Genomic DNA, 16,889 nt, shown 5'->3' with positions numbered 1-16,889 from the left:
GTCGGGTGCGCCCGGCTAGTTGGCGTTGCCGGAATAGGCTCCGCCAGAGGGGGAATGCTGCCGGGCGATCCAGTCATTGACCTGCTCTTCCAGGATGACGAGCGGAAGCGGTCCGTTCGACAGGATCAGGTCGTGGAAAGCGCGGATATCGAAGTCATCGCCGAGTGCGGCCTCGGCCGTGCGGCGCATTCCCAGTATCCGGTTCTTGCCAATCAGATAGGCGGTCGCCTGACCGGGCAGAACGACATAACGCTCGACTTCATTGGTGATATTGCCAATGGGGTTGGGCGTGTTTTCTGCCATGTAGGCAATTGCCTCTTCGCGCGACCAGTTCTGATCGTGCAGGCCGGTGTCAACCACGAGCCGGCTGGCCCGGAGCAATTCCAGCGCAAGCCGCCCGAAATTCATGTAGGGGTCCTCGTAGACGCCCATTTCGAGAGGGAGAAACTCGGCATAAAGCCCCCAGCCTTCGTTGTAGGCCGTATAGGCCGTGAAGGCGCGGAACATGGGGATGCCGTCCAGCTCCTGCTGGATGGAGCGCTGCATGTGGTGTCCCGGAATGCCTTCGTGATAGGCCAGCGTCGCCATCTGGTAGATGGGCATGTCTGCCATGTCGTAGAGGTTGGCGTAGTAGACGCCGGGGCGTGACCCATCGAGGGCCGGGTTCTCGTAGAAGGCCTTGCCGGCGAATTGCTCGCGGAAGGGCTCGACCCGCCACACTTCGATATCGGCCTGCGGCAGGCGTCCGAAATAATCCGGCAGGCGTTCGCGCATGTCGTCGATGATCGCGGTGGCGGTGGCGAGGTATTCCTCGCGGCCCGTATCATCGTTCGGATAGTAGAATTGCGGGTCGGTACGCATGAACTCGAAGAAGTCCTGCAGCGTCCCGTCAAAGTCCACTTCGGCCATGATGCCGCGCATCTCCTCGTGGATGCGGGCCACTTCCGACAGGCCGAGCGCGTGGATTTCCTGTGCCGTCATGCCGGTCGTGGTGTAGACGGCCAGCCGGTCGGCATAGAAGTCATCCCCGTCCGGATAGATCGACACGCTATCGGATTGCGTTGCCATCGACCGCTGGGCCTCAAGGCTTTCTGCCAGTCTGCGGTAGACCGGACCCCAATTCTCCAGCAGCGCCGTTTCCGCGCGCGCGAGCAGGACGTCACGCTCGTCCTGGCTGATCTCGAGGGCTGCGACCTTGCGCTGGAAATCCGCCCAAACCGGGTGATCCGGGCCGTCATCGAACGGCGCGCCACTGGCCAGTGCCCGAACTGTTTGCAGGACACGGTCATACACCCACTCCGGGGCAACAATGCCCATCCCGGCGCGGGTTTCGGACTCCTCGATCAGCACGTCCAGGAATTCGTCAACGCCTTCGATACGCTGGATATAGGCGTCGGCGTGGCTGACCTCGCTGATCCGGTGCTGGCCGCTCAGGATTGCGACTGTCCCCGTGTGCGGACCGAACAGCTGATTGAAAATGATACCGTGGCGGCGGAACGGGAAGCTGGCGCGCGCCCGTTCGGCTTCGTACTCGAACAGGCGGTAGGAAATCTGCGCTGATGCATCGAGGGCGTCGAAGTCGAAAGTCTCTCGCATATGGGTCAGCCGGGCCTGGCCCAGCTCGTACATTTCAACGCCAAACGCATCGGACGGATTGTTCCACCGGCCGTAATCCTCGTCGATGATGCCCTGGCCGGTTTTCGCGAGCGGAAACAGCTGGAGATCCGCGTCGAATATCTCGGCGAACCGGGCGTTCAGCCGGTCGCTCTCCGTCTGCTCGGCTTCAGACTGGACCGAACTGGCCGCGGCGAGGGTTTCCGCGAACGCCCCAGCGGAAACCCCACCAAGCGCAACGATGGCGCTGGCCGTTGAAATTAAAAACCGTTTCATTGTTCGTCATGCACCCCTTGGAGGAAAAGGCGCATGATGGCGATTGAATTATGAAACGGCTTTAGCGTTTAAATTAAGATTGCGACACGAACTAGCCGCCGCCGTTCTCGATCCAGGTCTGGACCCGCTCCTCGAATATGGAGAGCGGCATCGCGCCTTGCGTCAGGACGACATCGTGGAAGTCACGGATGTCATAGGCATCGCCCAGAGCCTCCTCGGCCACGCCGCGCAGGCGCAGGATCTCGTTCATGCCTATTTTGTAGGCCGTCGCCTGACCCGGATAGACGATGTAGCGGTCGATCGCATTCTGCACGTCACCCATCGGGTTGGGCGTGTTGGTCGCGAGATAGTCGATCGCTTCCTGCCGGTCCCAGCGATAGTGGTGAATGCCGGTGTCGACCACGAGACGGCAGGCCCGCCACAACTCCATCGCCAGCCGGCCGAAGTCGGAATAGGGGTCGTCATAGAAGCCGTATTCCAGCGGCAGGTATTCCGAATACAGACCCCAGCCTTCGGTATAGGCCGTGTAGCCGCCAAAACGGCGGAAGGCGGGCACGCCCTCCAGCTCCTGCATGATGGCGAGCTGCATGTGATGGCCCGGAATGCCTTCGTGATAGGCCAGCGCCTCCATCTGATAGGTCGGCATGTCGGCCATGTCGCGCAGATTGGCGTAGTAGATGCCGGGGCGCGAACCGTTCGGAGCTGGGCGGCCATAGAAGGCCTTGCCGGCTGATGCCTCACGGAATTCCTCGACCCGGCGGACTTCCAGTTCGGCTTCGGGGAAGGTGTTGAACATTTCCGGCAGCGTGTCGCGCATAGTATCGATCAGCGCGGTAGCTTCGGCGAGGTAACGTTCGCGGCCCTCGTCGTCATTGGAATAGTAGAATTGCGCGTCTGTGCGCATGAATTCGAAGAATTCCTGCAGCGTGCCGTCGAACCCCACCTCGGTCATGATGTCGCGCATTTCGCCATGGATGCGTTCGACTTCGGCGACGCCAAGCGCGTGGATTTCCTCGGCGGACATGTCGGTGGTCGTGTAGCCGGCCAGCAGGAAGTTGTAATAATGCTCGCCGTCCGGCACGTGCCAGATGCCGTCATCGGTGCCGGCAGTTTCGGCCTGTTCCTCGAACATGGCGATCAGCCGCTCATAGGCCGGGCCGACCGTGCCGGTCAGGGCGGCTGCCGCGTTGGCGATCAGGCGCGCGGTCTCGTCTTCGCCCAGCTCCAGAGCCGTTACCTTGGAGCGGAAATCAGCCATCAGCGGGCTATCCTCACCGCTGTCATCGAAGGGGGTGCCGGAAATGACATTGCGCGCCGTGACAATCATCGGCTCGTAGGTCCAGAGCGGGGTCGACACCCCCATGTCGAAGCTGGTGCGCGCATTGGCGATATTCTGGTCGAGATAGGTCCCGACATTGTTCAGCCGGCCGATATAGGCCTCGGCGTCCTCGACCGTATCGACCCGGTGCGAATTGATCAGGAAGGACGGGATGCCCATGTGCGGGCCGGAACGCGGTGTGAAGGTGTAATTGTGGTTCCGCCACTGCCAGGCGTCTTCGGCACGTTCGGCATCGTACTCGAACAGACGCCAGGACAGTTGCGCGCTTTCGTCGAGCGCATCGAAATCGAAATTCTCGCGCATGTAGGCGAGGTTTTCCTGGTTGATGCGAAGCGTTTCGGCGGCGAATTCCTCGGTGACCGTGTTCCACTGGTCATAGCTGGTCTTCATCCCCAGGAATGTCTGGGTCATGGGCGATCGGGCGATGCCGGCCTCGAAGACGTCCTGGAACCAGTCATTCAGCCGCTCGCTCTCGGTCTGTTCGGCTGCGGCCACCTCGGCGGCGGGCGCGGGCGTCTCCTGGTAGAGGGCTGACGATCCAGCGGTGAGGAGAGCGGTTGCCGAAGCACCAAGCGCGAGCAGTTTCAGGAGCGTCATGATCAGTCCTTTAGATAGGGTTCAACGGCTTGCCAGAAAGCCGCAAACGCGTTTGCAACGAAGGTGACGGTATCGGCAATAACTGTCCAGTCCGGCAAGTGAGCCGGATTGAACAGGCGTCGACCCGGGCAGTTATTCGGCGGCCGACGCCTCCTCAATGTAGTCGTCGACCATATCGCTCAGCAGGGATAACGGAACAGACCCGTTACCGAGCACGACGTCGTGAAATTCGCCGTAGTCGAAGTCGTCACCGAGCGCGTCCATCGCCCGTTGGCGCAGGTCGAGAATGGTCAGCATCCCCATCTTGTAGGATACAGCCTGCCCCGGCCAGACGATATAGCGCCGGACTTCGTTGGTAATGTCGCCTTCGGTCATGGGCGTGTTTTCCATCATGTAGTCGATGGCGTCCTGTTCGCTCCAGTCGAGCGCATGGATTCCGGTATCGACGACCAGGCGGGCGGCGCGAAAGACCTCGTATCCCAGTCGTCCGAAATCCTGGTAGGGATCGGTGAAGAAGCCCATGTCCTTGCCCAGATTCTCTGTGTAGAGCGCCCAGCCTTCGCCATAGGCCGAATACCAGGTCGTGCGCTGGAACATCGGCACATCATCCAGTTCCTGGCTGATGGCGATCTGCATGTGATGGCCCGGCAGGCCTTCGTGATAGGCGAGCGTTTCCATCTGGTAGACCGGCAATTCGCGCATGTCTGACAGGTTGACATAGTAGGCCCCCGGCTCAGACCCATCGAGCGGTCCGGGCTCGTAGAAGGCACCGGTGGCGGTTTCGATCCGGTAGTCTTCTACGGCGCGGACTTCCATCGCCGCTTGCGGCAAGTGACCGAAATAGTCCGGCAGCACATCGCGCATGCGGTCGATCATTGCCGTGGCTTCGGCCAGGTAGCGCTCCCGTCCGGCAACATCGTTCGAATAGTAGAATTCGTCGCTCTCGCGCAGGTGTACGAAGAAGTCCTGGACCGTCCCTTCAAAACCGACCTCGGCCATGATTTCACGCATTTCGCCGTGAATCCGGTCGACTTCGGCCAGACCGATATCGTGGATTTCCTGAGCCGTGACGTCGTTTCGCGTCGTGTAATTGGCCAGCTGGGACGCGTAATAGGCTTCGCCCCGCGGCAGGCGCGACACGCCGTCGATCTCGATCTGGCGGGCCCATTCGGCATGGGTTTCCATCGTTTCGATCAGCGTCTCGTAGGCCGGGCCAACCGAGTCGAGCAGGGCCGTCCGTGCGGCGTCGAGCAGGGCATTCGCGTCGTCTTCGGGCAGGTCCAGAGACGCGACTTTCGCCTGGAAGTCACTCCAGAGCGGGCTGTCCGTGCCGCTGTCATCGAAGGGCGCACCGGTGATCATACCGCGCGCTGTGTTGATCACGACCGGATAGGCAAATTCGGGCGGCAGAACGCCGTTGCGGGCGCGCTCATCGGCCTGCTCCACCGAAATGCGGATTGCGTCACCCAGGCCGTTCAGGCGGCTGACATAGGCTTCCGCCTGGTCCGCATCGGCGACGCGATGATAGCCGATCAGGATGCTGGGCAGGCCCGAATGCGGCCCGAAGAACTGGGTGTAGATATAGTTGTGATCCCAGAATTCGGCCTGTTCAATCTGGTTTTCAAGCACGAACTCGAAGAAGCGATAGGACACCTGAGCGCTTTCGGTCAGCGCATCATAATCGAAGTCGGAACGCAGCCGGGCGAGGTCGTTGCGGGTCCGCTCGACAGACGCCTCGAAGGCCGCGCGGCTGGGATCATCCCACTGTCCATAGGCTTCAAGATCATCGGTCAGTCCCAGCGTGGTCTGCGTGATCGGCGAGAAGGCCAGCTCCCGCTGGAACCGTTCCTCGAATAAGGCCATGAGGCGGTCGGTTTCCGTGGCTTCGGCCTCGGCGGCGTTACTGGTCGTATCCGCAGCGGCGGCGGTTTGGCCCGTGGCCGGCTGGTCTGTTGCGGCATCCACCGCATCGTTGTTGGCCGGGCCGCACGCGGCCAGCAGGGCTGCGGCGCTTACACTGAGAAGAAATACACGCATGTCGATGAAGACCTCCCCGTCCTCGAATTTGCGAATTCATTGACGCCTTCTTAACAAGAAGCGCGCAGGTTTAAAGCTGACGAATTGGTAATCTGCCCGGCGCGTTACCGTGCCGGCAAAACGGCGTCGACCAGGCGCTGGAAGCGGTCATCAGTGTGCAGAGGCGCGAAGGCGGGATCAATGAGCGCAAATGGGGCCGCGCCTGATCCGGCGGCAATTGCCTGCTCAAGGCGGGCCAGAGTCCCCTCCCGGTCGCCAACCAAAGCGTAGGTGTAGGCCAGTGCAAGATCGTCAACGGTCCCGTTGCGGTCGGCGGTGAGATAGCGGGACAGCCGCCACTGATTGAACGCGTCGACGGCCTGCTGCGGCGGAAGGTCAAGAATGGCGGACATATCCGCCTCGGACGTTCCGGTCTGGTCAAGGAGCGTTCGAACAGCAGGCAGGGCCTCCTGGTAGCGGCCCTGCATGACACGTGCGCGAAGAATGCAGAGGGGGAAGGCCGGGGAGCCCGGTTCGAGCCGGGAAGTCCGTTCGCACACGTCCGCTGCCGCGTCGTAGCGGCCGGCATAATAGAGGAACCAGCCGTAATCAGCCTCGATCAGCGTCGAGGCCGGATCGATGCGTCGAGCCTCTTCCATATGGGTGAGGGCTCGGTCGAAATCTCCGGCCAGCGCGTCCAGTGCCGCCAGACCATGGTGAACGGAGGCCCGTTCCGGATCGAGATCCAGAGCGCGTTCGAACGACTGCCGGGCGGCAGGCCAGTCCCAGTCCCGCAGCATGTACAACGCGCCAACGACGTCATGGGTGGCGGCTTCATCCGGTGCCGCAGCCTGGGCGCGCTGTACGAAAGACTGCGCCAACTCATAATCGGATTGTGCCAGGGCAGCCTTTGCCGCACCGGCAAGCGCCCGGGCGTCATCCGGGCTGTCGGCAAGGGCGGCCTCGAAATACGCAAGACTGCGACGCGCGGCATCCGGTCCGCTTCGGCCAAGCAGGTATTCGCCAAGGCGGACATCCTCCGAAACGGGCGGCGGGGCCTCCAAACGGTCCGCGCCATTGGTTTGCCAGTAGGTGAATACTGCCAGGCCCGCCGCCGTGACGGCGATCACCAGCGCCGTCAAGACGGCTTTTGACCGTCCGGCAGATTCCGTTTTCACCGGCGAGACAAACCGGTAGCCCTGTCGCGGCACGGTTTCGATGAAGACGGGGTTGGCCGCGTCGTCGCCGAGCGCGGCGCGGATCTGGCGGATGGCGACATGCGTGCTGCCAGTGAAATCGACGGTTCTGTCCGGCCAGACGGTTTCACGTATCTGGTCTTGCGTGACCAGGTCCCCGCCACGCGACAGCAGCAGGTTCAACAGACGCAATGGCTGAACCGGCAGGGCGACCTTGGCACCATTCCGATAAAGGCCCAGCGGGCGGGATCGGAGCCGATAGGGCCCGAACCGGTAACTCACAGCGCTGGGCGGGGTCGAGTGGTGCGGCATGGAGGGATTGTCGCGAGACAACGCGCAAAGGTCGAGGGGTTAAGCGCAAACAGAGGCCGCCGTAAGACTAATTAAGGCGATGCCGGCTTGCCTGTGCCGGTCGCAGGCGCAGGCTCCGGGCCGGTATCAATTGTCCCGGAGTGCCCCATGCTGGCCCTTGCTTCCCGAACCCTCATTTCAGCGCTTTTGCTGATTTCTCTCATGGCCGCGGCCCGGGCGCAGGACGCAACACCGGATCGCACGTTCGGCCCAATCGAAATCCATTTCGCACACATGCTGACAGGCAGCGGCCAGTGGCGGACGCCCAATGAGGACTTTGACCCGGAAGACCCCAACGGCATGTCGTTTTACGGGGCTGACTACCGACTGTCGGACGACCGGTCCCATGTCATTGCCGAGATCACGGGTGTCACGCCGGACGGCCGGCGGGCCGTGTTCTGGACGATCTACTTTTTTCACAACCCGGTGACGGGCGAGGTCGTGTCCTCCCAGGTGGGCTGGAATGGCGCGCTTCTGACCGGGCATGAATCTGTTCTCACCGAGCCTTTGGCCTTTGGCGACAGCCACGTCTCCGACCAGATCGCGCACAATCCGGACGGGTCGATGCACATCCTCCGTCACGAGATCATTCCGGTGGATCGGCGTACCCACACGACCCAGACCTATCGGCGGGGTGAGAACGGGAGCTGGGAGCCCCAGAATTTCCGGACCTGGACGCTGCAAGTGACCGACTAGGCCGCGCTGGGCTGTCCGCCCCCGCGTTTACCTTAATTGACTCTTTCTTAACGCGAACGGCGCGAGCGTACGCTTGGTTTCAGGCCTGATTTCTGGCGCACGGATTCGCGAAACATGAACGGCAGTGAAGTCATTGATCTGGGGCGCGATGCGATCTGGCTGATGCTGGCCATGTCCGCGCCGATCATGCTGGTCGGTCTGGCGGTCGGCGTGACCATTGCCCTGTTCCAGGCGCTGACCCAAGTGCAGGAAATGACCCTGGTCTTCGTGCCGAAAATCATCGCCATTTTCGTCGCGCTTCTGATTTTCCTGCCTTTCATGGGCGCGCTGATGTCGGCCTTCATGAACGGCATCGCTGACCGGATCGCGATGCCATGACGCTGGAACTCCCGGCGCTGATCTATGCCGCCGCGCTGATCTTTGCGCGGCTGGGCGCGATCCTGATGCTGATGCCCAGTATCGGCGAGCCATCGATCCCGCCGCGAATCCGGTTGGCGTTCGCGCTCCTGTTCGCGCTGGCGCTGGGCCCGGCCATCGCGCCGAGCCTGCCCCCCATGCCCGAACAACCGATGGCCATGGGCGGACTGCTGGTCTCTGAACTCTTGATCGGGCTGATGATCGGGGCCGTGTCGCGCATGTTCCTCTCTGCAGCGGCCATCGCCGGACAGGTGGTCGGCATGCAGTCGGGCCTTGCCATGGCGCAGTCCTTTGACCCGACGCAGGGGCAGCAGGGCGCGCTGATGGGCGCATTTCTGAACCTGCTTTTCATCGCGCTGATCTTCGCGACCAATCTGCACCATTTGCTGCTGCAGGCCGCCCGCGGGTCCTACATGGTCTTCCCCGCTGGCGAAATCCCGTTGATCGGGGATGCCGCGCAATGGGCTGTCACCGCCTTTGTCGATGCTTTCCGGATCGGCGTTCAGATTGCCGCCCCGCTAATCGTGTTCGGTCTCATCTTCTATCTGGCGCTGGGTGTGCTGTCGCGCCTGATGCCGCAGGCGCAGATCTTCTTCATCGCCATGCCGTCCAACATTCTCGCCGGGTTTTTCATCGTGGCGATTTCACTCGGCACGATGGCGATGGTCTGGCTGGAGCGCATGGAGCGTTTCGCGGTGGAGTTCGGATAGGCCATGGCCGACGATCAGGACCCAAGTCAGAAGACAGAAGAGCCGACACCGCGACGCCTTCAGGACGCACGCAAGAAGGGCGATGTCCCGAAATCGCAGGAAATTCCGGGCTGGTTCGTGCTCGCGTCCGGGCTCGTCGTCATGGGGGTGATGGGCCCCGGCATGGCACGGGAGCTGTCGGGCACGCTGACACTATTCCTGGCCAATCCGCACACGATGAGTGTCGACCCGGCCGGGTTGATGGCACTGGTCCAGTCCGCCGTCTGGCGCGTCGGACTGGTGGTCGCGTTCGCCTTTCTGCTGCTCGCCGGGGCGGGCCTGGCCGGTCATTTGATCCAGACGGGGTTCCTGTTCACCACCGAAAAGATGAACCCAAAGCTGTCCAAGCTGAACCCGGTGGACGGTGCCAAGCGCATGTTCGGCCCGCAAGGGATCGCGAACTTCCTCAAGGGCATGGGCAAGATGACGCTGGTCGCGGCGGCGGCCTTTTTAGTCGTCTGGCCCAAGCGGGACATGCTGGCCGAGCTGCCCGCGGTCGACCTCGCAGCCATCCTGACCATTGTCCGCGATTCGGCAGTTCAGCTGATGCTGGCGGCGCTCGCCGCCTATGCGGTGATCGCCGCACTGGATTTCCTGTTCCAGCGGCAGAATTTCATGAAGCGCAACCGCATGTCGCGGCGCGAACTCCGTGATGAGCTGAAACAGACCGAAGGCGACCCGATGGTGCGGGCCAAGTTGCGCCAGATCCGCCAGGACCGGGCGCGCCGGCGGATGATGGCCGCCGTACCCGAGGCCACAGTCGTTATTACAAACCCGACGCACTTTGCCGTGGCCCTGAAATACGAACAGGGCGAAACCGCCGCGCCGGTCTGCGTTGCCAAGGGCGTCGATGCCGTCGCGCTGCGCATTCGTGCGCTGGCCGAAGAGAACGCGGTACCCATTGTCGAAGACCCGCCGCTGGCGCGGGCGCTTCACGCCAGTGTCGATATCGACGAGGCAATTCCGAAAGAACACTACACGGCCGTCGCCAAGGTCATCGGCTACGTGTTGTCACTTTCCCGCGGGCGGGCCAGACGGCCCCAAGCGATGTAATCTTGATACGGACGGCGATTCGATTCGCCTGAAGGGAGCAGGGAATGGCTGGACTTGTGAAACCGCTCAAAGCGATGCGCTCGCCCATTCCGACCCGGGGGCTCGCGCGTGGCCTGTTCTGGATGGCGGGCCTGGGCACGGTCGGGGCGCTGGGCGTTGCCTTTTTCGCGGCTTCGGAAGCTGGCGGTCACGGTTTCATCCTCTTGTCAGGCGCAGCCGCGGCGGCCTTCCTCCTGCTTTACGCGCTTGCCGCCGGCGAGGCGGCAGGACGCTCCCTGAAAGAGAAGGCCAGCCGGACCGAGCCGCCGGGGGCCACGCGGCTCGCCTATGAGGCGCTGGAATATCTCGATGACCCGGTCGTCGTGACGGACCGGCGCGGCGCGGCACGCTGGGGTAATGCGGCCTATCGCGAGTTGAGCGAAGGTGCCGGACGGCTGGGCCAGAGCCTGGGCCTGCCGGCGCTCGACCGGGTCTGGCCGGGCGGCGGTGATGGAGCCATCTATCGCCTGTGCAAGGCTGCCGCAGCGGGCGAGGTGCGCCGTGAGCGCATGCCGGCCCTGTGCCGGGACGGTCACGATGATCGCCTGTTCGATGTCGAGGCCCGGCCCTCGGGGCCCTACAACATCGTCTGGCGGTTTTCGCCGGTTCACGACGTTCGCACTGGCGGTGCCGATGCGCCGGTCGACTGGACGGACCGCTCGCCTGTGGGACTGTTCTCGGTGTCTGCCGACGGGCAGCTTCTCGAAGCCAATACGACCCTTCGGTCATGGCTGGGAATTGAGGCCGGGCAACCACTTCCTGCGCTGGGCAAGATGCTGGCGGGCGAGGGCGCAAAGACCGTTCTGAAATCGCGCGGCAATCCCGATGTGTCACGCGTCGATGCACGCCTACTGGCGCGCGAAGGCGTTGAAAGCCCCGTCGCCGTGGCGATCGAGTGGGAGACCGGCAAAGCTCCCGTCGGCCGCGCGGTCGTCTATGGCCTGTCAGCGACCGGCGCGCCTCCCGGTGTCGCCCAGGCCATGACCGGGACCGCGCCCGCGAAGGCCGGGCGGACTTTCGACGAAATGTTCGTCTCGGCCCCGTTCGGGGTGGCCAGACTGGACAACGCCAATCCGGAGCTGTCGATCATCGAGGATGCCAATCCGGCCCTGATGCAGCTCTGCGGCGGCTCTGCCGTTCCCGGCGTGCGCTTTGCTGACCTCTTTGACTGGGGTGAAGGGCGTAACGCCGAAGAGACGTTCGCCAAGGCCATGAGCGGGCATGGCGAGCCGGCTGAAGTTGTCCTGAAAGGCGAACCGCGCCGCGATGCCCACCTGGTCTTCGCGGCTGCACGGGGCGGTAAGCGGGCGGCCTATGTGATCGAGATTACCGCCTGGAAGGAACTCGAGCGCCAGTTTGCCCAAGGCAACAAGATGCAGGCGGTCGGCCAGCTCGCGGGCGGTGTCGCGCACGATTTCAATAATCTGCTTACCGCGATCCGGCTTAACACCGACGAATTGCTGGGCCGTCACCCGGTCGGTGATCCGTCCTATGGCGAGTTGCAGTCGATCAACCAGACGGTCGCACGTGCAGCCGGGCTGGTGCGCAAGCTTCTGGCCTTCTCGCGCAAGCAGACTTTCCGCACCGAAACGCTGGAACTGCCCGACGTGCTGTCCGATTTCTCGGTTCTGCTGCGTCAGATCCTGGAGGAAAGCGTCAAGCTCGAGATCGTTCACGGCCGTCAGGTCGCGCCGATCCGCGCCGACAAGGGGCAGCTGGAAACCGCCATCCTCAACCTCGCCGCCAATGCCCGCGACGCGATGCGCGAATCGGGAGGCGGCACGCTGACCATCCGCACTTCGATGGCCACTGCGGACGATGTCCGCGCTGCCGGTGCCCCGAACCCGGCTGCGGGGGACTGGGTCCAGATCGCGGTGTCGGACGAGGGCTGCGGCATGAGCGCGGAAACCCGCGACAAGATTTTCGAGCCCTTCTTCACCACCAAGGCGGCCGGGCAGGGGACGGGGCTGGGCCTCGCCACGGTTTACGGCATCGTCAAGCAGTCCGGTGGCTTCCTGTTCGTGGACTCCGAACCGGGCAAGGGCTCGACTTTCCGTATCTTCCTGCCGGCTTATGAGCCGACCGAGGTGGAGAAGACCGAAGCCGCCGAAGAGAAGGCCGCCAAGGCGGTCGAGCCGGAACCCGCCGATCTCGCTGGCCGCGGACGCATCCTGCTGGTCGAGGACGAGGACGCGGTGCGCGCTATCGCCGCCAAGACGCTGACCAAGCGCGGCTATGAGGTGATCGAGGCGTGTGACGGTGAGGAGGCGCTCGACATCATTATCGAGCAGGAGGGCGGATTCGATCTCCTGATCTCCGATGTCGTCATGCCGGGGCTGGACGGGCCGGGGCTGCTGGAAAAGGCGCGCGACCGGCTGGGGTCCACCCGCGTCGTCTTCATTTCCGGCTATGCCGAGGAACAATTCTCCAAGACGCTGAGTGCGGAGACCGATGTCAGCTTCCTGCCCAAGCCGTTCACGCTGACCCAGCTCGCCGAGAAGGTGAAGTCGGAAATCGGCGCTGCGGCCAAGACAGCAGCCTGATTTCGTCAGGTTCCCGACCAGCTAAATGTTCCGGTTGTGTTCCCGGAACAAATGCGGTACATAGTCTATCAATTGCCCCGCTCGCGGGGACGTGAGACAAGGGAGCAGGACGCAAATGGCTGAAGGCGCGATTAGACTTGTGAAGAACGGTGATCCCAATAAACGCAAGGCGCTCGATGCGGCGCTGAGCCAGATCGACAGGGCTTTTGGCAAGGGCTCGGTGATGAAGCTGGGCGAACGCCCGCACATGGATATCGAGGCGGTTCCGACCGGTTCGCTGGGGCTGGACATTGCCCTGGGGATTGGCGGTTTGCCCAAGGGGCGCATCATCGAGGTCTATGGTCCCGAATCATCGGGCAAGACGACGCTGGCCCTGCACAGCGTCGCCGAAGCGCAGAAAATGGGCGGTGTCGCTGCATTCGTCGATGCCGAGCATGCGCTTGATCCGGTCTATGCCGGCAAGCTGGGCGTCGACGTGGGTGAGCTTCTGGTTTCCCAGCCCGACACCGGTGAACAGGCGCTGGAAATCGCCGACACGCTGGTGCGCTCCGGCGCGGTCGACATTCTCGTGATCGACTCGGTCGCGGCCCTGACGCCGCGCGCCGAACTGGAAGGTGAGATGGGCGACAGCCTGCCCGGCCTCCAGGCCCGGTTGATGAGCCAGGCGCTGCGCAAGCTGACCGGCTCCATCGCCAAGTCGCAGACCATGGTCATCTTCATCAACCAGATCCGGATGAAGATCGGCGTGATGTTCGGCAATCCCGAAACCACGACCGGCGGCAATGCGCTGAAATTCTATTCCTCGGTCCGGCTCGACATTCGCCGGATCGGCCAGATCAAGAACCGTGACGAGGTGATTGGCAACCAGACCCGGGTCAAGGTGGTCAAGAACAAGGTTGCCCCGCCCTTCCGTGAAGTCGAATTCGACATCCTGTATGGCGAGGGCATTTCCAAGACCGGCGAGCTCATCGATCTCGGCGTGAAGGGCAATGTGATCGAGAAGTCGGGCTCCTGGTATTCCTACAATTCCGAGCGCATCGGCCAGGGCCGGGAGAATGTGCGCCAGTTCCTGCTGGACAATCCCGACATCGCCGCGACGATCGAGGCTCAGGTCCGCAAGAATGCCGGACTGATTGCCGAGGAAATGCTGGTCGGCCCCAGTGCCGAGGACGATACCGGTGAGGGCGATCCGGGCGAGGATGCCATCGCCAGCTGATCGGCCAGCGTTGACGGCGGTGTGCGTGCGCACCGCCTGTCATCTGAAGTTTTAGCAAACAGGCGCTTGGCGATGCCGGGTGCCTGTTTCTATATGTGCGCGACAGACACGCCCGCCCCGGGAAGGACACTCTATGACGAGCTTGCGCGACATCCGCAGCGCATTTCTGGACTATTTCGCGCGCAATGGTCACGAGGTCGTGGCCTCAAGCCCGCTCGTCCCGAAGGACGATCCGACACTGCTCTTCACCAATGCGGGCATGGTGCAGTTCAAGAATGTCTTCACCGGACAGGAGAAGCGGGCCAATCCGCGTGCCGTCTCGTCGCAGAAATGCGTCCGCGCGGGCGGCAAGCACAATGACCTCGACAATGTCGGTTACACCGCGCGCCACCACACCTTCTTTGAAATGCTGGGGAATTTTTCCTTCGGTGACTATTTCAAGGCCGAGGCGATCGAACATGCCTGGTCACTGATCACCAAGGATTTCGGTCTTCCGGCCGACAAGCTTCTCGCGACGGTCTATGCCGAGGATGACGAGGCCGCCGCGCTCTGGAAGTCGATTGCCGGATTGCCGGATGAGCGGATCATCCGCATCGCCACGTCGGACAATTTCTGGATGATGGGCGATACCGGGCCGTGCGGCCCGTGTTCGGAGATATTCTACGATCATGGCCCGGATATTCCCGGTGGCCCGCCCGGTTCGCCGGATGAAGATGGTGACCGCTTCATCGAGATCTGGAATCTCGTCTTCATGCAGTTCGAGCAGCAGGAGGGTGGCGAGCGGATCGCTCTGCCCAAACCCTCGATCGATACCGGCATGGGGCTGGAGCGTACTGCTGCCATTCTCCAGGGCGTCCACAACAACTACGAAGTCGACCTCTTCAAAGCGCTGATCGCAACGTCTGAAGACGTGATCGGTGCGAAGGCCCAGGGCGAAGCGCTCGCCAGCCACCGGGTCATCGCCGACCATCTGCGCTCGACATCCTTCCTGCTGGCCGATGGCGTCAGCCCGTCCAATGAAGGCCGTGGTTATGTCTTGCGGCGGATCATGCGCCGGGCGATGCGCCATGCCCACCTGCTGGGTGCCCAAGACCCGGTGATGCACCGCCTGGTCCCGGCGCTCGTCGAGCAAATGGGCGAGGCCTATCCCGAACTTGGTCGGGCGCAGGCCGCGATTGAATCGACGCTGGAAGCGGAAGAGGAACGCTTCCGCCGCACGCTGGGCCGGGGGTTGGCGCTGCTTGACGAGGCAACCCGCGGGATGAAGACCGGTGATGCCCTGCCGGGTGAAACCGCGTTCAAGCTCTATGACACGTACGGCTTTCCACTTGATCTGACGCAGGACGCGTTGCGCGCCCGCGGCATGACAGTTGACGAAGCCGGGTTCGAGACCGCAATGGACCAGCAGCGGGAAACCGCGCGGGCCAGCGGATTCTCCTCGGGCGAGGTCGCACCGGATGCGGTGTGGGCGAAACTGCGTGAAACGACCGGTTCAAGCGACTTCCTCGGGTATGACAGTCCCGAAGGCGAGGGAGCGCTGAAGGGCATCGTGACCGGTTCGGCTCCGGTTGAAACTCTGGAATCGGGCCAGAATGCTGAACTGGTTTTTGACCGTACGCCCTTCTACGGCGAATCCGGTGGCCAGATCGGCGATGCCGGTGTGATCGAGTTTGCCAATGGCGCGCGTTTTGTCGTCGACGACGTCCAGAAGCGCGCCGGCGATATTCATGGCCATGTCGGCAAACTCGAGAGCGGGTCGATCCGGCTTGGCGATGCAGCAAAGCTGCTGGTGGACGATGGCCGCCGCCGCCGGACCCGGTCCAACCACTCTGCGACCCACCTTCTGCATCGCGCGCTTCGCGATGTGCTGGGCCCGCACGTGACCCAGAAGGGGTCCTATGTGGGCCCCGACAGGCTGCGTTTCGACTTTTCCCATCCCAAGGCGCTGTCGCCGGACGAGCTGGCGCGGATTGAAGCCGATGTGAACGCGGTTATCCGCCAGAACGACGCCGTGACGACCCGCGAAATGTCGCCCGACGATGCCATCAAGGCCGGGGCGCTGGCTCTGTTCGGCGAAAAATATGGCGACACGGTCCGCGTCCTTGCCATGGGCGAAGACACCGATAGCGGCAAACCCTATTCGGTCGAACTCTGTGGCGGCACCCACGTGGCGCGCACGGGCGATATCGCGCTCTTCAAGATCGTCGCAGAAGCGGCGGTGGCGTCTGGTGTGCGCCGGATCGAGGCGCTGACCGGCGAGGCCGCCCGCCTGTGGCTGGAGAACCAGGCGGGCCTCGCACGGACCGCGGCCGACGCGGTCAAATCGCCGGTGGCCGACCTTCCGGCCCGTGTTCAGGCCCTGCTGGACGACCGCAAGCAGCTGGAACGCCAGCTGGCGGACGCCAAGAAAAAACTGGCGCTCGGCGGCGGTGCCGGACCTGCGGACAGTGGCCCGGAGGATGTCAGCGGCGTCAAGTTTATCGGCAAGGTCGCCGAAGGCGTTGGTGGCCGAGACTTGCGCGGCCTGATCGACGAAGCCAAGGCCAAGATGGGGTCGGGCGTCGCTGTCTTCGTCGGCGTCAATGACGGCAAGGCTGCGCTGGCCGTGGGTGTGACAGAGGATCTCACCGGGCGGTTCAACGCCGTTGATCTGGTCCGTGCCGGGGCCGAAGCCATTGGCGGCAAGGGCGGTGGCGGACGCCCCGATTTCGCCCAGGCTGGTGGACCGGATGGCGGCAAGGCTGACGCGGCGCTGGAATCGATCCGCAAGGCTATTGCAGGCTAAAC

General features: G+C 63.1%; 11 protein-coding genes. 7 read left to right on the top strand and 4 right to left on the bottom strand.

The features are described from left to right. Positions 1–15: 15 nt before the first annotated feature. The 4 genes from V0U35_RS09420 to V0U35_RS09405 form a co-directional block, all read right to left on the bottom strand. Entirely contained in the window at positions 16–1,890 is a 1,875-nt protein-coding gene (locus V0U35_RS09420) for a DUF885 domain-containing protein (RefSeq protein WP_330196453.1), read from the bottom strand. Between the two features lie 91 nt (positions 1,891–1,981). Beyond that, a complete protein-coding gene (locus tag V0U35_RS09415; RefSeq protein WP_330196452.1) occupies positions 1,982–3,826 on the bottom strand; it encodes a DUF885 domain-containing protein in 1,845 nt (614 codons plus the stop codon). Between the two features lie 132 nt (positions 3,827–3,958). After that, positions 3,959–5,863, bottom strand: coding sequence for a DUF885 domain-containing protein (locus V0U35_RS09410; RefSeq protein WP_330196451.1), 1,905 nt, complete (start codon positions 5,861–5,863; stop codon positions 3,959–3,961). A 104-nt stretch (positions 5,864–5,967) separates the two neighbouring features. Next, a complete protein-coding gene (locus V0U35_RS09405; RefSeq protein WP_330196450.1) occupies positions 5,968–7,350 on the bottom strand; it encodes a tetratricopeptide repeat protein in 1,383 nt (460 codons plus the stop codon). A gap of 147 nt (positions 7,351–7,497) precedes the next feature. Here V0U35_RS09405 and V0U35_RS09400 point away from each other — a divergent pair, with 147 nt between their 5' ends. The 7 genes from V0U35_RS09400 to alaS all read left to right on the top strand — a co-directional run bounded on the left by V0U35_RS09400 (position 7,498) and on the right by alaS (position 16,887). Continuing rightward, positions 7,498–8,085 carry a hypothetical protein gene (locus V0U35_RS09400; RefSeq protein ID WP_330196449.1) on the top strand — a complete coding sequence of 196 codons (588 nt, stop codon included), beginning with the start codon at positions 7,498–7,500 and terminating at the stop codon, positions 8,083–8,085. 114 nt (positions 8,086–8,199) lie between these two features. After that, positions 8,200–8,463: a flagellar biosynthesis protein FliQ gene (gene fliQ, locus V0U35_RS09395; protein WP_330196448.1), complete on the top strand. Its 264-nt coding sequence runs from the start codon at positions 8,200–8,202 to the stop codon at positions 8,461–8,463. After that, on the top strand, positions 8,460–9,212 hold the full coding sequence (gene fliR, locus V0U35_RS09390) for a flagellar biosynthetic protein FliR (RefSeq protein WP_330196447.1): 753 nt from the start codon (positions 8,460–8,462) through the stop codon (positions 9,210–9,212). The genes fliQ and fliR overlap by 4 nt, the downstream gene beginning before the upstream one ends. Before the next feature lie 3 nt (positions 9,213–9,215). Next, positions 9,216–10,304 (top strand): flagellar biosynthesis protein FlhB, encoded by a 1,089-nt coding sequence (gene flhB / locus V0U35_RS09385; protein WP_330196446.1) that lies wholly within the window; start codon positions 9,216–9,218, stop codon positions 10,302–10,304. Positions 10,305–10,348: 44 nt separating this feature from the next. Continuing rightward, on the top strand, positions 10,349–12,886 hold the full coding sequence (locus V0U35_RS09380; RefSeq protein ID WP_330196444.1) for an ATP-binding protein: 2,538 nt from the start codon (positions 10,349–10,351) through the stop codon (positions 12,884–12,886). A 115-nt stretch (positions 12,887–13,001) separates the two neighbouring features. Further along, complete coding sequence (gene recA / locus V0U35_RS09375) at positions 13,002–14,102, top strand: recombinase RecA (protein ID WP_330196443.1); 1,101 nt, start codon at positions 13,002–13,004, stop codon at positions 14,100–14,102. A 133-nt stretch (positions 14,103–14,235) separates the two neighbouring features. Further along, the gene (gene alaS, locus V0U35_RS09370) at positions 14,236–16,887 is read left to right on the top strand and encodes an alanine--tRNA ligase (RefSeq protein ID WP_330196441.1); all 2,652 of its coding nucleotides are present in this window, start codon (positions 14,236–14,238) and stop codon (positions 16,885–16,887) included. The last annotated feature ends 2 nt before the right edge of the window (positions 16,888–16,889 follow it).

This window comes from Hyphobacterium marinum, from assembly GCF_036330325.1.
Taxonomy (GTDB): domain Bacteria; phylum Pseudomonadota; class Alphaproteobacteria; order Caulobacterales; family Maricaulaceae; genus Hyphobacterium; species Hyphobacterium marinum.
The sequence above is the reverse complement of the archived record's forward strand: the minus strand, read 5'-3'. Positions and strand labels throughout refer to the sequence as shown.

Bases quoted from the DNA above. Each gene is read 5' to 3' on its own strand.
- fliR (WP_330196447.1), top strand. From the start codon at position 8,460: ATGACGCTGGAACTCCCGGCGCTGATCTATGCCGCCGCGCTGATCTTT.
- recA (WP_330196443.1), top strand. From the start codon at position 13,002: ATGGCTGAAGGCGCGATTAGACTTGTGAAGAACGGTGATCCCAATAAA.
- V0U35_RS09415 (WP_330196452.1), bottom strand. From the start codon at position 3,826: ATGACGCTCCTGAAACTGCTCGCGCTTGGTGCTTCGGCAACCGCTCTC.
- V0U35_RS09410 (WP_330196451.1), bottom strand. From the start codon at position 5,863: ATGCGTGTATTTCTTCTCAGTGTAAGCGCCGCAGCCCTGCTGGCCGCG.
- flhB (WP_330196446.1), top strand. From the start codon at position 9,216: ATGGCCGACGATCAGGACCCAAGTCAGAAGACAGAAGAGCCGACACCG.
- V0U35_RS09400 (WP_330196449.1), top strand. From the start codon at position 7,498: ATGCTGGCCCTTGCTTCCCGAACCCTCATTTCAGCGCTTTTGCTGATT.
- alaS (WP_330196441.1), top strand. From the start codon at position 14,236: ATGACGAGCTTGCGCGACATCCGCAGCGCATTTCTGGACTATTTCGCG.
- fliQ (WP_330196448.1), top strand. From the start codon at position 8,200: ATGAACGGCAGTGAAGTCATTGATCTGGGGCGCGATGCGATCTGGCTG.
- V0U35_RS09380 (WP_330196444.1), top strand. From the start codon at position 10,349: ATGGCTGGACTTGTGAAACCGCTCAAAGCGATGCGCTCGCCCATTCCG.
- V0U35_RS09405 (WP_330196450.1), bottom strand. From the start codon at position 7,350: ATGCCGCACCACTCGACCCCGCCCAGCGCTGTGAGTTACCGGTTCGGG.
- V0U35_RS09420 (WP_330196453.1), bottom strand. From the start codon at position 1,890: ATGAAACGGTTTTTAATTTCAACGGCCAGCGCCATCGTTGCGCTTGGT.